This window comes from Alkalihalobacillus sp. TS-13 (assembly GCF_019720915.1).
In the GTDB taxonomy this organism is placed as follows: Bacteria; Bacillota; Bacilli; order Bacillales; family Fictibacillaceae; genus Pseudalkalibacillus.
Window position 1 is genome coordinate 61,583 of sequence record NZ_JAHKSI010000008.1, and the last position, 17,961, is coordinate 79,543.

18 protein-coding genes and 1 riboswitch are annotated in these 17,961 nt (G+C 43.3%); of the genes, 17 read left to right on the plus strand and 1 reads right to left on the minus strand.

What is annotated here, in order from left to right; genetic code table 11:
- The first annotated feature begins 197 nt into the window (after window positions 1-197).
- The 17 genes from guaA (at window position 198) to KOL94_RS23730 (ending at window position 17,418) form a co-directional block, all read left to right on the plus strand.
- Window positions 198-1,736, plus strand: coding sequence for a glutamine-hydrolyzing GMP synthase (gene guaA, locus KOL94_RS23650; protein ID WP_221569133.1), 1,539 nt, complete (start codon window positions 198-200; stop codon window positions 1,734-1,736).
- Window positions 1,737-1,874: 138 nt separating this feature from the next.
- Window positions 1,875-1,975, plus strand: a riboswitch (purine riboswitch).
- A gap of 234 nt (window positions 1,976-2,209) precedes the next feature.
- Complete coding sequence (locus KOL94_RS23655; RefSeq protein WP_221569134.1) at window positions 2,210-3,505, plus strand: NCS2 family permease; 1,296 nt, start codon at window positions 2,210-2,212, stop codon at window positions 3,503-3,505.
- Between the two features lie 1,039 nt (window positions 3,506-4,544).
- A complete protein-coding gene (locus KOL94_RS23660; RefSeq protein WP_221569135.1) occupies window positions 4,545-5,282 on the plus strand; it encodes a hypothetical protein in 738 nt (245 codons plus the stop codon).
- Window positions 5,283-5,297: 15 nt separating this feature from the next.
- Window positions 5,298-6,074, plus strand: coding sequence for a Flp pilus assembly protein CpaB (cpaB, locus tag KOL94_RS23665; RefSeq protein WP_221569136.1), 777 nt, complete (start codon window positions 5,298-5,300; stop codon window positions 6,072-6,074).
- Window positions 6,075-6,088: 14 nt separating this feature from the next.
- Window positions 6,089-7,210: a CpaE/TadZ family protein gene (locus KOL94_RS23670; protein WP_221569137.1), complete on the plus strand. Its 1,122-nt coding sequence runs from the start codon at window positions 6,089-6,091 to the stop codon at window positions 7,208-7,210.
- Between the two features lie 15 nt (window positions 7,211-7,225).
- Entirely contained in the window at window positions 7,226-8,566 is a 1,341-nt protein-coding gene (locus tag KOL94_RS23675; protein WP_221569138.1) for a TadA family conjugal transfer-associated ATPase, read from the plus strand.
- Window positions 8,563-9,495: a type II secretion system F family protein gene (locus tag KOL94_RS23680; RefSeq protein ID WP_221569139.1), complete on the plus strand. Its 933-nt coding sequence runs from the start codon at window positions 8,563-8,565 to the stop codon at window positions 9,493-9,495. The genes KOL94_RS23675 and KOL94_RS23680 overlap by 4 nt, the downstream gene beginning before the upstream one ends.
- A 4-nt stretch (window positions 9,496-9,499) precedes the next feature.
- On the plus strand, window positions 9,500-10,441 hold the full coding sequence (locus KOL94_RS23685; RefSeq protein ID WP_221569140.1) for a type II secretion system F family protein: 942 nt from the start codon (window positions 9,500-9,502) through the stop codon (window positions 10,439-10,441).
- A 112-nt stretch (window positions 10,442-10,553) separates the two neighbouring features.
- Complete coding sequence (locus KOL94_RS23690; protein ID WP_221569141.1) at window positions 10,554-10,766, plus strand: hypothetical protein; 213 nt, start codon at window positions 10,554-10,556, stop codon at window positions 10,764-10,766.
- A 12-nt stretch (window positions 10,767-10,778) separates the two neighbouring features.
- A complete protein-coding gene (locus KOL94_RS23695; protein ID WP_221569142.1) occupies window positions 10,779-11,159 on the plus strand; it encodes a TadE/TadG family type IV pilus assembly protein in 381 nt (126 codons plus the stop codon).
- A 5-nt stretch (window positions 11,160-11,164) separates the two neighbouring features.
- The gene (locus KOL94_RS23700; protein WP_221569143.1) at window positions 11,165-11,893 is read left to right on the plus strand and encodes a pilus assembly protein TadG-related protein; all 729 of its coding nucleotides are present in this window, start codon (window positions 11,165-11,167) and stop codon (window positions 11,891-11,893) included.
- A 50-nt stretch (window positions 11,894-11,943) separates the two neighbouring features.
- Window positions 11,944-13,179, plus strand: a complete 1,236-nt coding sequence (locus tag KOL94_RS23705; RefSeq protein ID WP_221569144.1) for a hypothetical protein — start codon at window positions 11,944-11,946, stop codon at window positions 13,177-13,179.
- A 20-nt stretch (window positions 13,180-13,199) separates the two neighbouring features.
- Window positions 13,200-13,511 carry a hypothetical protein gene (locus KOL94_RS23710; protein WP_221569145.1) on the plus strand — a complete coding sequence of 104 codons (312 nt, stop codon included), beginning with the start codon at window positions 13,200-13,202 and terminating at the stop codon, window positions 13,509-13,511.
- A 22-nt stretch (window positions 13,512-13,533) separates the two neighbouring features.
- A complete protein-coding gene (locus KOL94_RS23715; RefSeq protein ID WP_221569146.1) occupies window positions 13,534-13,830 on the plus strand; it encodes a hypothetical protein in 297 nt (98 codons plus the stop codon).
- A 39-nt stretch (window positions 13,831-13,869) separates the two neighbouring features.
- The gene (locus KOL94_RS23720) at window positions 13,870-15,201 is read left to right on the plus strand and encodes a vWA domain-containing protein (RefSeq protein WP_221569147.1); all 1,332 of its coding nucleotides are present in this window, start codon (window positions 13,870-13,872) and stop codon (window positions 15,199-15,201) included.
- A gap of 183 nt (window positions 15,202-15,384) precedes the next feature.
- Window positions 15,385-17,055 carry a transglutaminase domain-containing protein gene (locus KOL94_RS23725; protein WP_221569148.1) on the plus strand — a complete coding sequence of 557 codons (1,671 nt, stop codon included), beginning with the start codon at window positions 15,385-15,387 and terminating at the stop codon, window positions 17,053-17,055.
- Between the two features lie 54 nt (window positions 17,056-17,109).
- Window positions 17,110-17,418 (plus strand): hypothetical protein, encoded by a 309-nt coding sequence (locus KOL94_RS23730; RefSeq protein WP_221569149.1) that lies wholly within the window; start codon window positions 17,110-17,112, stop codon window positions 17,416-17,418.
- Between the two features lie 40 nt (window positions 17,419-17,458).
- Here the strand turns inward: KOL94_RS23730 and KOL94_RS23735 are convergent, their stop codons facing one another.
- Window positions 17,459-17,656 carry a hypothetical protein gene (locus KOL94_RS23735; RefSeq protein ID WP_221569150.1) on the minus strand — a complete coding sequence of 66 codons (198 nt, stop codon included), beginning with the start codon at window positions 17,654-17,656 and terminating at the stop codon, window positions 17,459-17,461.
- Window positions 17,657-17,961: the final 305 nt, after the last annotated feature.

Sequence of the window (17,961 nt, forward strand, 5' to 3'; positions counted from 1 at the left end):
CCCTTTCCGCGGGCGATCCGCAAGCCTCCTCACGAGTTCCTCGCTGCGGGGTCTCGCTTGGCTCGCTATTCCCGCAGGAGTGTCATGAATTTCTCTTAAGAAAAGTCGATGCAATAATAAATGGATCAGAATGAAGGGTAGTACGATTCGGGATAGTAGACAAACTAAATAATAGATCCGTTAGAGAGGTGGCTGACATGAATTCAACTGAAGAAACGATTATCGTACTGGACTTTGGCGGCCAGTACAATCAATTGATTACAAGACGTATCCGTGACCTTGGGGTTTATAGTGAGCTCCATTCACACAAAATCACTGCAGAAAAGATCAAGGAACTGAATCCGACAGGGATCATTTTCTCAGGAGGGCCGAACAGCGCCTATACGCCTGACTCTCCAAAATGTGATGAGCGAATTTTCGAGTTGGGCATTCCGATTCTGGGCATTTGCTATGGGATGCAATTGATGACGCATCACTTCGGGGGGAAGGTTGAAAAAGCGAACCATCGTGAATACGGAAAAGCGACGGTTGCTTTGCGAAATTACAACGACCTGTACAAGGACCTGCCTGAAGAACAAACAGTATGGATGAGCCATGGTGATTTGGTTGTAGCTCCTCCAGAAGGGTTCCAGACGGATGTCACAAGTCCTTCATGTCCCGTAGCTGGCATGAGCGATCCATCACGTAACCTGTATGGCGTTCAATTCCATCCTGAAGTAAGACACAGTGAATCCGGGATTGAATTGTTAAAGAACTTTGTCATGAACATCTGTAAGTGTGAAGCACTCTGGTCGATGGAGAACTTCATCGAGGATGAAATCGAGAAGGTCAGGGAAATCGTCGGGGATAAGAAAGTCCTTTGCGCCCTCAGTGGTGGAGTCGATTCTTCTGTTGTCGCAGCACTCATCCATAAGGCTATCGGTGACCAGCTTGTCTGTATGTTCGTCGACCATGGATTGCTGCGTAAAGGGGAAGCAGACAGCGTCATGAAAACATTCGGTGAATCGTTCAATATGAACCTCATCAAAATTGATGCAAAGGATCGTTTCTTAGGAAAATTGAAGGGTGTAACTGACCCAGAACAGAAACGGAAAATCATCGGGAACGAATTCATCTATGTGTTCGATGAAGAAGCCTCCAAGCTTGAAGGAATCGATTATCTTGCGCAAGGAACGTTGTATACCGATATCATCGAGAGCGGTACAGATACAGCCCAAACGATCAAATCACACCATAATGTCGGCGGTTTGCCAGAAGATATGAAGTTCCAATTGATCGAGCCGTTGAATGCTCTATTCAAGGATGAAGTTCGTAAAGTCGGTACCGAATTAGGACTACCGGATGATATCGTCTGGCGTCAGCCGTTCCCTGGACCGGGACTTGGAATTCGTGTCCTTGGAGAGGTAACGGAAGAAAAGCTGAAGATCGTGCGTGATTCGGATGCAATTTTAAGAGAAGAAATCAAGAATGCAGGATTGGACCGTGAAATCTGGCAATACTTCACTGCACTTCCGAACATGAGAAGTGTCGGTGTCATGGGTGATATGAGGACCTATGACTATACAGTCGGCATTCGTGCAGTTACTTCCATTGACGGGATGACTTCCGATTGGGCGCGTATCCCATGGGAAGTCCTTGAACGTATTTCAAATCGGATCGTCAACGAAGTCGATCATGTGAATCGTATTGTCTATGACGTCACCTCTAAGCCGCCATCTACAATCGAATGGGAATAAACGAAATCAACGGATTTATGTTTAAAATAGACCGTGGATGTGTGAACGCGGAAGAAAGCGAACAATAGCAATCACCAAGATAATGAATGTTCGGTTTTTCTGTTGACATTTTTCGTCAATCGCATTACACTAATGAAAAATAAAGAGTAATAACATCATCGTATAATGTCGGGGATATGGCCCGAAAGTTTCTACCAGGCACCGTAAATAGCTTGACTACGAGGGATGGTTCATTCGGGACAACCTTGATTGATTTGGTCTGTTCTATTCCCTTGTTTGTCAAAGCTTCAGGTATCATGCCTGAAGCTTTTTTTGATTTTTTGTCAGTGCCAGGCACCGTTCGTGGGGCCTTGGTACGTAAGGGTTTTGAAAGTGTGCCTGGCACCGTCTGAGAACCCTTGGTACCATTGACTTCTTTTTTGGTGCCAGGCACCGGGGAAGTACAGAGGATGAGGAAAAGGAGTGTTTGGGGAATGGATCGTTTTTTTGGATTTAAGGAGTATGGAACAACATATAGAAAAGAGTTCATCGCTGGTCTTACTACGTTCTTATCTATGGCTTATATTTTATTCGTCAACCCTGCGATTCTAGGGGATGCAGGGATGGACAAAGGGGCTGTCTTCGTAGCGACGGCTCTTGCAGCAGCAATCGGTACCCTTGTGATGGGATTATTGGCGAACTACCCGATTGCGCTGGCACCGGGAATGGGATTGAATGCCTTTTTCACCTATTCAGTCGTCATGGTCATGGGGATTCCGTGGCAGACTGCCCTTGCTGGGGTCCTTGTATCCGGGCTTGTCTTCATTGTCATCACTGTTTTAAAAATCAGAGAAACCATCATCAATGCTATTCCTCAAGAGTTGAAGTTTGCTGCGGCAAGCGGGATCGGGTTGTTCATCGCTTTTATTGGATTACAAAACGCGGGAATTGTAGAGAATAACGATTCGACACTCGTACAGCTTGGGGATTTGTCCAGTGGGGATACGTTACTTGCTATCTTCGGACTGATCACAATCGTCATTTTCATGGTACGAGGAATCAAAGGCGGAATCTTTTACGGAATGGTCCTCACTGCAATTGTCGGCCTTATTTTTCAACAGATTCCACTGCCTTCAGGTATTGTCGGAGCGGTTCCGAGTTTAGAACCGACTTTTGGTGAAGCGGTTAAACATTTGAACCAGATTACGACCATCGATATGCTTGTCGTCGTATTGACTTTCTTGTTCGTCGACTTTTTTGACACTGCTGGAACGCTTATGGCCGTTGCTTCCCAGGCTGGTCTGATGAAGGATAACAAGCTTCCGAGAGCGGGACGTGCACTTATGGCTGACTCATCCGCAACAGTAATCGGAGCGGTCCTTGGAACATCCACTACTACGGCTTACATCGAATCTTCATCAGGGGTTGCAGCCGGAGGACGTACTGGGTTCAGCTCAGTCGTCACAGCAGGCTTCTTCTTATTAGCACTGTTATTTTCACCATTGCTTGGCGTTGTTACACCTTCTGTAACGGCACCCGTACTGATCATCGTCGGTGTCTTGATGGTAGCTGTACTTGGAAAAATCGAATGGCATCGTTTCGAAATAGCAGCTCCAGCCTTTTTGACAATCATCGCCATGCCATTGACATACAGCATCGCGACAGGAATTGCGCTTGGGTTCATCCTTTATCCGATCACAATGCTCGTTAAAGGGAAAGCGAAAGAAGTCCACCCGATCATGTATTTCATGTTTTTCATCTTTATCTTGTATTTCGCGTTTCTGACGTAGATGGCATTGTAAAAGACTGTTTTCTAAAAGTTTGTTATTAATGGAACGTTGTAAAGGAAAGCTTATGGCAGTGGAAATATACGAGACTCCTGTGGGACAGCAAGCTAAGCTAGACCCCGCAAGCGAGAAACGAGCTGAGGAGGCTTGCAGATTCAGGGCTTATGCATGGAAGTGATGTCTAGCTCAGCGACCAGTCACTTGGATCACTTCAAACTTCCTGCGGCGGCGATAGCCTCCTCGTCAGTTTTCCAGTGACCTACGTGATTAAACGGGTCGCTTCCGCTTTTCGTTTGCCCGCGGAAAGCGAGTATATTTCCAAACTCAAAACAACAATCTATGCGAAAACAGCCATAAAAAAGAATCAGGGGATGGCCTGGGATACTTCAGGTCATCCTTTTTTCATTTCATTTAAAGAAAGTATAAAGACTTTCTTCAATATAAGGGCAACTAAGGCTCAGCCTGCGCTAAGGCTTGGCTTTGCCTAGTTTTCTTTATAGTGAGCAGATTATTGCTCAAAGCGAACAGAATATTTCCGTAAGTGAACAGATAATGTTGAAAAGTGAACAAATTATCCTAAGCATGAAGAGTTTATATAGGAAGGTGCCCAGAATTGTCCTCTGAAGTTCTTCCACATGTTTCACCGAGTATTTTCCTTATGCCTGAAAGAACGTGATTTTAGCCCTAGTAAAAGTCGATAAAAGAAAACACTTGTAACAAAAATGAAATATAAAAAATCTCGAAATATAACAAATTTAGGTTTAGATAGGTATGTACTAAAGGAATTAGATACGTAATCCAGCGAGAGGTTAAATTTACCAAAAATAATGGTCTAAGGCCCTTTTTACCCCGATATGACAAGGGAAAATACCTTGAATTCAAGAGGTTAGTTCATAGGGATCAATTAATATACATATATTTACATTTTTACAATAAAAACAATTTTGACGGGTATGGCATTGTTTGGTAGTTTTTCCTTATGATATGAACAATTTTTGTAATTTCAGATTCATAAACAGTCGATTTTTGGAGGACGTCTTCTATGAAACTTGTAATCGATGAAACATTAGGTGACTTTCAAACAGAGGGTATAGTCATCAAACCGGTGAATACGAAAAATGGCCTCAAACCGATAAAAGAAGTCATCCAGGATCATCAGTCCAAAACTTTTTCAAAATCATTAGATATCACCGCATTCAACCAGCTGGACCAAATCCATTTTTTTAAGAATTTATCCGATGCTTCAGAAATCATTTATTTTTACGATCCATTTTACACCGATAGCAATGTGATCCGCAGGTTGCAGAACTGGCTGTATCCACAACAGTCACTAAGCAGCTATCCCATCTTTCATAATCGTGCAACCCTCTATATGCTGCTCGATAAAGTAACTCGATATAGTCATGAATCATCAGACTCAATCATCAATTTTATTGAACAAGAAAGCAATACGATCCAAGAATGGGTCATTACGACTGACCCCAAAGTTTATTATAAAAAAAGTATAAAATCTATTCATAAAAAGAAGAAATCAAAACCATACAAACTGCTTGTTTCAGAAAATGGGAAGGCGAAAATCAAAAAATCCGGTACGGTGGAAGAATTGATCGTGAACATCTTACCCAGGGAGAACTCCGGGTTCAAATCATGGCTTGTTCATAAGGGGTTCTCAGGTGATCTGCCAATCGATGATCATGTGAAACAACACAAATTAGAAGATGACAATTTACCTGTCAACGTACCTTTTGTACATATAGTAACTCAACCTACCTTGAATTGATGGAGTGACGAAGCAATGATCGATGCCAAACGAAAAGCGTTCATTTTTTTGACGATTGCATTCATATTAGCAGTTGCAGCAGCTGGTTTTATCATCAACCAGATCCAAATGGCTCAGGATTCACTTGGAGAAACAGTGAAAGTAGCCGCAGCAGATAAAGAAATCCAATCTTATACCTCCCTTGAGAATAGTGACATTACGTGGGTTGAAATGCCGAAAAACGCACAGGTCGAGTCGTTTATCCAACAATCGGATGATATTGATGATTCCATTACGGTCGTCAATTTGAAAGAAGGAGACCTTGTCACAAAAAATGTAGTCAGGAAAAAGATTGATATCCCTGCCGACCACCGGATAGTCTGGCTTAACCCCAGTGAGATCGTGATTGTCGATCAGGGTGTTGCCGAAGGAGATCTAGTGGATATCATTTCTGTCACGGAAAATAAAGAAAAAGGCGTCGTCACCCAACGTTTGCTGCAAAACATCAAAGTGGTCCAGATGGAAAGTAAAAGTGAGGGGCCATCTGCTATCAAGGTCTCACTCCCAGTGAACGAGGCTGAACGGTTGATCCATGCCCAGAATTCGGCTAAACAAATCCGGATCCTTAGAGTCAACCAGGTGATGAAAGACAACAGCGCAACTCAGGAAACACCTGAACAAACAACCCCAGAGCCTGAGCAGAAAGAAACGAAGCCACCTGAGGAACAGAATGAAACGAATGAAGCAGCAAAGGATAAACCTAAAGATAAAAAGCCCGAAGAAAAATCAGAAGATAAAAAAGATGAGCAATAAGGAGACGATGTTCGATGAGCCAATTGAAAGCCTTGATTATAACAACCAATCTAACGATAAAACAATCTCTGATCGATATCCTGGAGGCTCATGGAATTGATTCTGAAGTGGATGAACAATGGAAACGCTCGTTTTCAAACCTGAATAAATATACTTTCTACTTCATAGATCGCGAAGCATTGAATCAGGCAGAAGGATTTACTTTGCCTGTATCAAGCTTTTTGATCGGCATCACTTCGGAACGTTCTTTTGATGAAGGTAGGGAGTGGATGAAAGCCGGGGCTTACGACGTCGTCGTTTACCCAGAAGAACAATCCCGCCTGAATGAAATCATCCAGTCTTCAAAAGAAAAAGTGAAAATACAGCAGGAAAGCTTCGGGGAAGCATCGAGTGGAGGCGGGCAAGTTGAAGCCTTTTACAGTGCAAAAGGTGGAAGCGGCAAGACGCTGTTAGCAGCGATGACAGCCCAATCCCTGCAAATCCATAAGGAAAAACGGGTCATCCTGATTGACCTCAGCGCACAATTCGGAGGTCTGGAGACGATCTATGGTGTAAAGACGAACCGTTCCTATATCGACCTTCAGCCAGTTTTGAAAGAGTTGTCTCTCAACCATATCGAAAATGTGGCAACACGCGATGAAAAGACTGGCAATTACATACTTCTAGGACCAAGTAACCCAGCAAAAGCGGAAGACATCACAGAGGAATTGATCACGAAAGTCATCCGGACGTGCAGAGCACATTTTGATCATGTGATTTTAGATTTGCCGACAAGTATCAATACAGTCAGTTTCACCGGCTTGAATGAAGCAACACAGATTCATTATGTGCTGAATCCTGACAGCCTATCTTTACGCTGCTTTAAGTATGCTATGGAGCTGTTCGAGCGTTTTCAGCTTGGAACAAGGGGTAACCTTTCCATCCTGTTGAACCGTGCGCATCCGAAGAGTGAATTAGGCGAGAAAGACATTGCGAAATTGATTGGAAAAGAAGTGGACGCTTCAATCCGATCTGACTACTTTTCATTGCAGCCACTCTTGAATATGGGGGAGAGCTTTTATAAGAAGGAAAAAGACAAAGGTCAATTCAAACCAGCAAGAGACATCCGTCTGTTTGTAGATAAAGTTTTGCTTTAAAAAGGTGGTGAAGAGATGTCCTGGTTACAAAAAGCAGTAAACACAACGCCATTGAATGCAAAGCAGGAAAATGGATGGGATGTGGAAACGGAACAGCAAGAATCCTGGGTCCGTCATTATAAAAGCAGACTGATCAAGGAAGCGAATCTTGAATCGATCACGACATTACCTGCCCAGGAACGTAAGCAGACGATCGAGCGATTGGTAAAACAGATGATTGAAGAAGAGAAGGTCATCATTCCACAAAGCGAAATGGATCAGATCATCAACCAGATCATCAATGAATCAGTAGGTTACGGTCCGTTGGAAGCCTTACTGCAGGATGACTCGATCACAGAAATCATGGTAAATGGCCCGCGAGAGGTTTATATCGAACGTGGCGGCAAACTTGAACCCGCTGACATCCGTTTCAAAGATAATCAGCATATCCGGCATATCATCGATCGCATCATTGCCCCTTTAGGACGGCGTATCGATGAGAGTTCGCCAATGGTCGATGCCCGATTGCTCGATGGAAGCCGTGTGAATGCGGTCATCCCGCCGATAACATTGGATGGTCCTTCAATTTCGATCCGTAAATTCAACAAAACCCCTTTTACAATGGAAGATTTGATGGAATTCGGTTCATTCACAGACCGGATGGCGGCATTCCTGAAGGCTGCGGTCCAGTCGAAACTGAACATGCTTGTCTCAGGTGGGACCGGAAGCGGGAAGACGACACTGCTCAACGTTTTGTCAGACTCGATTCCCCGTGGAGAACGGATCGTCACGATTGAGGATATGGCTGAACTACGATTTACGTACGACAACCTCGTCAGGATGGAAGCGCGACCTGAAAATATGGAAGGAAAAGGGGAAGTCACCATCCGTCAGCTTGTCAAAAACGCCCTCAGGATGAGACCGGATCGTATCATTGTCGGAGAGGTGAGGAGCTCGGAAGCAATCGATATGCTTCAAGCAATGAACACAGGGCACGAAGGATCGTTGACGACCGTTCATGCGAACTCTCCAAAAGATGCATTGGGAAGGCTTGAGGCGATGGTGATCATGTCAGGTTTACCACTGACAGTCGATGTCATCCGAGGTTATTTTGTTGGAGCGTTGGATCTGATCGTCCAAACGTCAAGACAGACTGATGGAAAAAGGAAAATCGTCAGCATTGCTGAGATCTTTGAGGAAAACGGTGAGATCGTCATCAAAGATATTTTCCGATTTGTAAGGACCGGCGTGCAGTCAGACGGTAGCGTTAAAGGACATTTTGAATCTACCGGGTATGTACCGAAAGCCTTTGAAAGATTCAAAGCCTTTGGCATTGAAGTCCCGGAATCGATGTTTTCAGAAGGTGTACTCGCATGACGGGGGCATGGATACTCTTAAGCGGCGCATTTATCTCATTTGTTCTTGCAATCTATTATTTCAAAAGAGTAGCCACTGTCCAGAAAACCTCGAAAAGAGCGGAAGAGTGGTTCGAGGACTCGGGTCAGCTGAAACGGAAAAGCTTCGTCCTTCTAATTGGAGACAAATTCGATAATTCGGAACTTGCACGGGACTTGAAGAAGAAGTTGATCCAGGCCAATATCCCGCTGCAACCATCTGAATACATGGGCCTCTATATATTGGTGATCGCTGTTCTCTGGTTTTTCAGTTATTTCATACTTGGATTGATTCTGTTCATGGGATTCCTGCTTTCGTACCTTATCGCCTGGCTCGCATCCAAATTATATTTGAGCTCCAGGCAGAATAAACGGAACGAGAGCTTCAACAAGCAGCTTCCGGAAATATGCAGGATGATGTCCAATGCAGTGAAAGCAGGACAGACGATACCACAGGGAATTGAGATGGTCGGAAATGAAATCAAAGCACCATCCGGACCTGAATTCAAGAAGATGGACCAACAACTTCGTTTGGGAGACGGTCTTGATGAAGTGATGAACCGTTTCCGGGAACGGGTTTCGAGTAATGAAATCAATATTTTTGTCAGTACAATCCTGATCCAACGCAGGGTCGGCGGGAATTTGGCGGAGGTTTTGGATTTGATGGCGACGACGCTCGAAGAAAGAGCCCGTGTTTATAAGGAAATCCAAACAGTTACGGCAGAATCCAAGTCGATCGCTTATATCCTTGTCATCATGCCATTGTTGATGGCAGTCATGATGAACCTCTTCATCAAAGGTTTCTTGAATGTCATCTTCACGACATTCGGATTGATCCTACTTGCCGTATTTGCAGGCATGATCAGTATCGCATTTGTCATCATTAAACGGATTACCAGGATAAGGGTGTAGTAAAATGAGCCCACAATTCAGTGTTTATACAGTGTTATTGTTTAGTCTGATCTTACTCTTATTATTGATCGGATTTGTATTCGTCTATCTTTATGTAGGCAAAAAGCAGCGATTGATGTCGCATTTGCAGGTATCGGAAATCAAACAGCGAAAACGGAAAAAATTGAGAGAAAGAATGGCCGGTCCAATTGTAAAAGCGGCAGAGTACGCCGGACCTACCGGCATCAAATACCCGTTTTTTTCAGATAAGGAAAAAGACGAACAATTGTTAGTCAGAGCTGGGAATCCGCTGGGACTCAGACTTGAAAGCTTTTATGGCTTGCGATTCGTACTTGGACTTGGAGCGTTGGTGTTTTCCATTCTCTATGTCTTTCTCGGGCTGCCATTCGGACTAATGACTATCGTATTATTCCCATTAGCGGGATTTTTCGGTCCGAACCTATGGTTGTGGATGAAAGCGCGTGATCGTCAGGAACAAATCAGTTCGATGATGCCTGATTTTCTAGATACGGTCAGTGTAACACTACAGGCTGGTGTCAGTCTTGACGGCGCATTGAAGCAAGTGACCAAGCAGCTGGGAGGCCCATTGAGCGAAGAAATCGACCGATTCAATCGGGAAATTGAGCTCGGGGTTCCAAGACGTACGGCATATGAAAACCTGATCAACCGCAATTCGTCCAAAGAGCTGGAAATGCTGGTCACTTCGTTATTGCAAGGTTCTTCTCTTGGGGTTCCGGTTTCTCAGACCTTCAAGATCCAGGCAGATGATCTACGGGCTATGCGGGGGTTCAAGGCAAAAGAAAAAGCAGCGAAAGCCAGCCCGCAAATAACGCTTGTAACGACGTTTTTCGTAGCTCCGGCAGTGTTTTTCCTTATCATCGGATTGCTGGCGTTGAACGTCATTTATAACCCAGAAGCATTTGGTTTGGATACCTTCTTTAAATAGGGGTTTATAAATCGAGATGTTGATTTACCCGAAATTCACTCCCTTTCATTAACAGAGCCTTTAAATAAAGGGTTGATATAAAATCAAAAAAATCAAAAGGAGAGATTTTATCATGATGAAGATGAAAAAAATGGTTGAGAACATGACAGCTGTAGTCAATAAATACGTTAATAACGAACGCGGTGCACAAGCCCTCGAATGGGTGGCGCTTGGTCTCGTCGTCCTTGCCGTGATGGCGGCAGTGGCAACAGCAGTCGATGGAAATGGAAGCAGTATCGCAAATGCCATCGTTGAAAAGATTTCAGAACTGATTGGCCGCCTGTAACCGGCGTGATGGATGATGAACAGATTCCGGAAACTGGTCAAAAATGAACGGGGGTCGCAGCTGATCGAGTTCGTCGCTGTGTTCCCTATGGTTATTCTAGCGATGATGATCATCTGGCAGATGGCCCTTGTGGCGTATACGGTGGTCGTAACAGAAGCAGCAGCTCGGGATGGAGCACGGGCGGCAGCAGTTGATGGAGACGCTGAAAAAGTGGCTGAACGATCTGCGGGCAATTTGGTCCTTCAGAGTGTAAACACAGATAAAGGGGACGAAGACGTTACCGTCACTGTAGTCGCCAATGTTCCTACCGTTTCAATACCTTTCATAGGTCGTCTTGAATTTACTTTTGACGCAGATGCGACAATCCCGATTGAAGAAGGTCTGAAGGATTGATGAACATGAAAAAGTATCTCAAAAATGAACGAGGGAACGGCATGCTGCTCGTGATTGTCGGCATGCTGATCGCCTCTATTTTCATAAGCTTCATGTTTTTTGATTTCTTTAATGTGTTCATTTCAAAAAGAATCATTCAAACAAGTGCGGACGCAGCAGTGCTGGCTGCAGCAAAAGAAGCAAGAGAAATCTATGAAGAGCGCTATACTTCCGCAATTGAAAGTGAACTTGAAGAACTACGAGAACTTTTTGAAGATGAAAAAGAAAAGGCTAAATCAGATGAAGATGAAAGCGGAGAAGGCGATGAAGGCGAAGAACCGCCTCAAGATGAAGATTCTTTTTTGGATTCAATCATCAAGGAGATTGAGAAAAAATATAGAGAGGTGACGATGCCTCCTAGTTTACGAGAATGGCTTGAAGATCCAAGTACAGAAATCGATCCGGTTGAAGCATTGAACTATTTCTATGATGATGACGAGCTTAACTCCATGGCATGTACAGCTATTGAAGGTGACATGGAACGTATCCGGAGAGCAGCGGATGAATATGCAGAAAGAAACGGAGCAGATCGAAATGTCCAAGTGAAATTCGATCGAAGCAAGTTCAGTATTTTCGTAGAATCAGAAAAAGAAGGAAGTTATGTTACGGTTGATGATTCCTTATTCGAAGGGATCGATGCAGACGCATCTGCAACGATCAAACGACCGAAGGAGCTCGACATAGCTTGCGATTGAAAAAAGGGCAAATGGTGCAGTTGCTAGGGAAGAATCCGGGAGGAAATTAAATGGTTTATCAACTCAATTGGAGGAAGACAATTGTATTGACCTTAGTTGTCGCTTTTTTTGCGTTTCTGATACCGTTGTCGGAAGCGCATGCGAACATCGGAAAATTCGAGTATGATGACAGTGGTTTGACACGTACTGTGAATGATGGTGTCGGAAGTAGTGATGAAGAAGATGATGGCGGTTGGTTCGGCTGGTGGGATGATTTCAAGGAAGAAGCCGGTGATGTTATCAAGGATGTCGGTGATTTCTTCCAGCCTGCAGTCGATGCGGTAGATAGTGCCTGGGATTGGACCGGGGAAAAAATTTCACAAGGTTGGGACTGGACTACCCAGAAAGTTTCAGAAGGCTGGGAATCTACCAAAAACGCCTGGAATGATTTTACCGAATGGACCAGTGATGTTTGGGCGAATACACCTGACTGGGTCAAATCATCGCTCGCATTCGTCGGTGTTGCAGCTGTCGTGGTCGGTGTCGCTGTCGTCGGAGTGATCTCTGCCCCTGTGGCGATCGCTGCAATTGTAGGAGCCGGTATTGCTGGCGGGCTCTATTATGCCTTGAATGGCGGCTCTGATAGTTACAGTTTCTTAGGGGCACTAGGCTGGACAGCTGGAGGTGCGTTACTCGGTGGTGTCGGTCAAGCAACAGGAGCCCTCGCAGCAGGAGCGAACTCCCTTAGAATTTTCGCGGGCCGTCAGCTGGCAGGCATGCGATTAGCCTTTACACTTAACAGGTTTGCTTCAGGGAGCGGTCTAAGAGCAGGAATACAGGTAGCTAAGGGATTAGGAGCGGCCTGGCTGAAGGTTGGAGGACCAGCGGCTGGTATTACATTTGGTTCGCATATTCTAAACTTAATTATTACTGGTGATATAAATTATGGAGAAATGTTTTTTGATACTGGTTTGGCATTTGCAACAGCCCCACTTGGTTTTGGACTGACAAAGGGCATATTGAATTCATTCAGGTCACTCCGGACTGTGGCAGCTCCTATTGCTGGAAGTGTAGCGATTGGTGGGTTTTCGAATGTGGCGATGCAAGCATTCAAAGGGGACGCCACAGCTATGGATTTCCTCATTGGGTCTGCGGTAGGTTTGACGTTTGTATTGCCTGATTCATTAGTCACTCGATTCGTGAACAACTCCGCAGCTAGCAACACTTATGAGTTCGTAAAGAAACAATTGAGTGATCTTATATCAAATACCTTAGATAAAAAGGTTGGTCCAACAAGTCATAAATAAAGTTAATTAAGGGGTCGTTTATGAGCAATAAATCATGGAGAATCATACAACTCATAGCTTATATAATCATTTTTGGTGGAGGAATGTTTGTTATATCAGCAACCACTGAACCAGTTGGAGATGGAGTTAGAAGGATGGTAGAGAGACCATGGTGGTTGAACTGGTTTGGTGGTTTGATCGTATTGTCTATCTTCACTGTCGTATTTGTAGAAGTGCGCAGCAGAAATGGTGGCGTGGTTAATGCCAAGGTGATCGGGCAAACGCTCTTATGGATCACGATCACTGTCGGTGGTTTAATGTTTATCTGGTATTTACGTGGAGATTTCAATTGACTGATTACATGGAGTGAGAGTTATGGAGAAGCGTGGATGGGCTATATTCCAGTGGACAGCAGGTGGTGCTGCCATACTGATGATGGTAACGATGTTCGTCATGACAAGCGAAATTCAAGATGACAAATTGGTGATGGTCCATCCAACTCCATGGATGTATGTGTTATTCGGATTATCCGTAATTGGAGTCTTCCTTTTTGTCGTAGGGCATCTCGCCAAAAAGAGAGAAGCCTTTGCGATCGATAAAAGCATTTTTTTACAAGCATTGTTGTGGACTTCGCTTTTTTACGGTCTATTGTTAGGAATCAATTTTTACTAATACTAATACATATTCTATAGAGAACCAGGGAGGGGAACCATGTTACGTTCACTTCGTATATACGTTCTACTTTTCATATTATTATTCGTTATCGCAGCATGCTCGAATGAAAGCAATGGTGAACAAACGAAGGAAAAAGAAAACCCTGAGGAAAAACAAGAAGAGAAATTCGATTATCCTGAAGCTGCAAAGGATGCAGAAGGAATCATCGAACAAGGGCCTGGGGAATTAGTGCAATTCATTCAAGAAGTTGAGGACCTAGAAAGTATTGATGAAGAAGAAATGGATAAGAAATTAAATGATGAAGTCAAGGCACTTCCTAGTGATTTGTCCCTGGATCAAGCTTATGATTTCATCATTGCAAAAATGGGATTTCCATATAAAGAACCAGCTGAAATGTATGATGCTTTCAATTCTGAATATCAATCACCTAGTGAAAGAGCAGAAGAGGAAAAACAAAAGAACATCGTTTTCTTGTTAGACTCAAGTGGAAGTATGGCTGGACAAGTGAATGGCGGCGTGAAAATGGAACTTGCGAAATCAGCCTTGAATCGAGTTACAGGAAATACGGATCCCAATACGAAGATAGCACTGCGTGTCTATGGCCATAAAGGAAGCAGTGAAGATAAGGATAAAAAGGTTTCCTGTGACAGCAGTGAATTGGTTTACCCATTAAATCCATACGAGGAAGGGAAATTCCAGGATGCGCTCAATGATTTCAAACCTTCTGGTTGGACGCCAATCGCTACTTCTCTTGAACTTGCTAAAGACGATTTTAACAAAGTCGGAGATGACGTTGAAAATATAGTCTATATTATCAGCGACGGAGTAGAGACTTGCGACGGGGACCCGGTTAAGGCGGCAAAGGAGATACATGAATCTGATTTGGACGTGACGGTTAATGTGATCGGATTCAATGTGGATACAAAAGGTCAAAAACAATTGAAAGAAACTGCTGCTGCAGGCGGGGGAGAGTATAAAGACGTCAATTCCAAAACAGACTTGAATAAAACCCTTGATGATATGATCGGTGACGTCAAGAAAAATATAGATGAAGATATCAGTGAAGCGAAAGCAGGAATTGATATCAATTCCTGGTATTCCACACAAAGCAGTGAACTTCGAAAAATACATGATAGGTTCATAGGTATCACACAAAGAGAATATGGTTTATTGAAACGATATATCAATCTACTATCCGATCATGAAAAGTTGAAAAAGGGAGCGTACACCGATTTGACTGACATGATCAAAGAACGAAAAGAAATTATGGAAAGTTACAGCCAGGAACGTAAAGATAAACGCTTACAAGAAGTAGAAGATTCCCGAGATAAAGCACGTGAAGAACTTGAAAAGAAAAAACAACAATAGCCGGTTCATTGAAGAATTCATATAGGGGCTGTCCCAAAAGAAAAGTGTCAGACACCTCCAACACATCATTTTGTATCAAAACCACGATTTTTCTCAAAATGATGTTAAGTTCGGAGAGACTCAGACACTTTTTGGACAGCCCCTGTCTTATGAAATATTGTGTTGGTGGAGAGGAGCCTGTTCATGAATAAATGGTTGACGCACAGCTTGATGGTGCTGCTGTTGGTCTTGTCGGCGTGCAGCCCACAGTCTTCTGCAGATAAAACAACAGAAGAACCAAAGGATGAATACACGGCATTAGCAGAAGAGAAAAACAACGATCAAGACCTTAAAAAGATTGAACTTGGCCGTTATGCGGAAGAAGTAGGCGCGACGTTGTCTTCACCGAAATATCAATCTTTCCATGTGAATTCTTCTTTTAGCATAAAAGGAAAGGTGAAAGACACAAGTAAGTTTACTTCAGATTACGTCATGATCAAAGTACAAAGTGAAAAAGAGAGCCCGGACGGGGAGAAAGAATTCGAATATTTTACTCCAATTAACGATGGAACCTTCGAGCAAAAGGTTCAGTTGTTTAATGGAAAAGGAAAATATGAAGTGAAAGTCAGTCTGCCAGATGATCGCACTGAAAATTACTTTAAAAGACTTGCTGAATTCGAAGTAACGAACGTGAATCCGAAAGTGAAGAGAGATGTTATGACCAGGATCCCTGCCCTGGAACATGACCTTAAGCTCGAAAACCTCCCAAGCGGTTTCTTTGAAGAAGATGAATTTTTTACATTGAACGGAACCGTGGAAGATGCGGAAATGATCATGGTCAAGGTGGATAAAGAAAATGAATCCTCCAAAGTCATGATTCCTGTCGCAAAAGACGGAACTTTTGCTAAAGAGATCCCGCTTTTCTATGGAAAAGGAGTTCATAAAGCAACGATCATGACTCCAGATGAAGAGCGAGAAAACTATTATAACGAAGCAGCCGTCATTCTCGTAGACAATCAATCTGAAAAAACGTATACACCGATCAAATATTCAAAGGTTTATCAAGAACTAGGGTATTCCCTGGAATACCCGAAAGTCGGTGGAGAGGAAACTGATCTTTCTTATCCGATAAAAGGGGAAATCAATCCGGATGCTCCATATGCTGATCAGACAGAGGTTGTATTCGTCAGTACCAAGAAAGGGGAAGACGAGGCGATGTACAGCATCCCGGTGGAAGATTACAAGTTTGATGGAGAGGTCTTTCTTCGATTCGGGCCGGGAGAATATGAGGTAAGTGTGTTTGCGCCAGATTTTGAACGTTCGAACGGCGATTACAGGAGTTTCACAGGTTTGGCGAACTTCATGCTGAAAGGAACAGCAGAAGACAAAAGGAACCTTCTTCCATCAAAAGGCATCCAATCTGACCACCCTGAAATCGAATCATTAGCAGGAGAACTAACTAATGGAAAAACTGAGGAAAGGGAAAAAGCGAAAGCGGTCTATGAATATGTAGCGAAGAATGTGACTTATGACGTCGACAAGCTGAACAATGAATCGTTCGAATTCGATGACAGTGCATTAAAAACATTGAATGAAAAAACGGGCGTCTGTGAAGATTACTCTTATCTTACGATTGCTTTGTTGCGGGCGAGCGGAATGGAAGCAAGGATGGTGACTGGTAGAGCGACCTTCTCTTTTGCAAGGCACGCATGGGTAGAAACGAAAGTCGATGGAAAATGGCTTCTGATGGATCCGACTTGGGGCTCCGGATACTTGAAAGACGACAAATTCGTAAAGGAATATACCGATAAATATTTTGATCAGGACCCAAAAGAATTTGATAAGGACCACAGCCGGGAGGACATACAGTACTAAAACCCTTTGGGAGGAGAAATGGAACTCCCCTCCCTTGTGAAAAGGAGCAATTTCATGACCGATAAACAATGGAGAATCCTGCAAATCATTTGTTATGCGGTAGGAATCGTTGGTGGTTTTTGTGCAGTATACTTTACTTCCGAACATGTTGGTAACGGTATCTATAGGATGGTGGTTAGACCTTGGTGGTTTAACTGGGTGATCGGTTTAGTCGTTTTATCTGTCTTTATGGTTACATTCGTTGAAGTACGAAGTCGTAATGGCGGTGTAATCAATGGAAAGGTCATTAGGCAGACTTTACTCTGGATTGGAGTCACTGTTGGAGGTTTGATGTTTATCTGGTATTTACGAGGGGATTTCTGAAAAAATAACCATGAAAAATAGCCTCCTATAGTTATAGGGACTATTTTTCTGGCTTGAAAGGTGTCAGCCATCCGGCAACGAATGATGAAAACGGTACGCCGACGATGATGGCTAAACAAATATGTACGATATCCGCCATGGAACTATATGGAACAAAGGCGTTGAAGACCAATTTAATCAGTTGCAAAAATCCGTAAAAGGACAGCAGGAAAAGAACTAAATAGAAAATTCGATACATGATTGCCTCCATTTCCTTATACAGCACTTTTTTACTATATAATCTAATTCACTAACAAGCTAAAAAATCCTTTTGAAAGTTTTTTTGTATTTATGGTTGACCGTCTATATGTTAGATGATATATTAGTTAAGTCGCTTCGGGACAGAGGCGAAAAAACACCCTTCTAAAAGGGAAACAAGCTCTTTGAAAACTGAACAAAAGCCAAGCGTGAAACGGGTCTTTTTAAAAGAACCCTGATCAATTTTTAAGTTTTACATTTAATGAGCAATCAAACGATGCTCAAAAAATTCAGTGGCAATTTGCC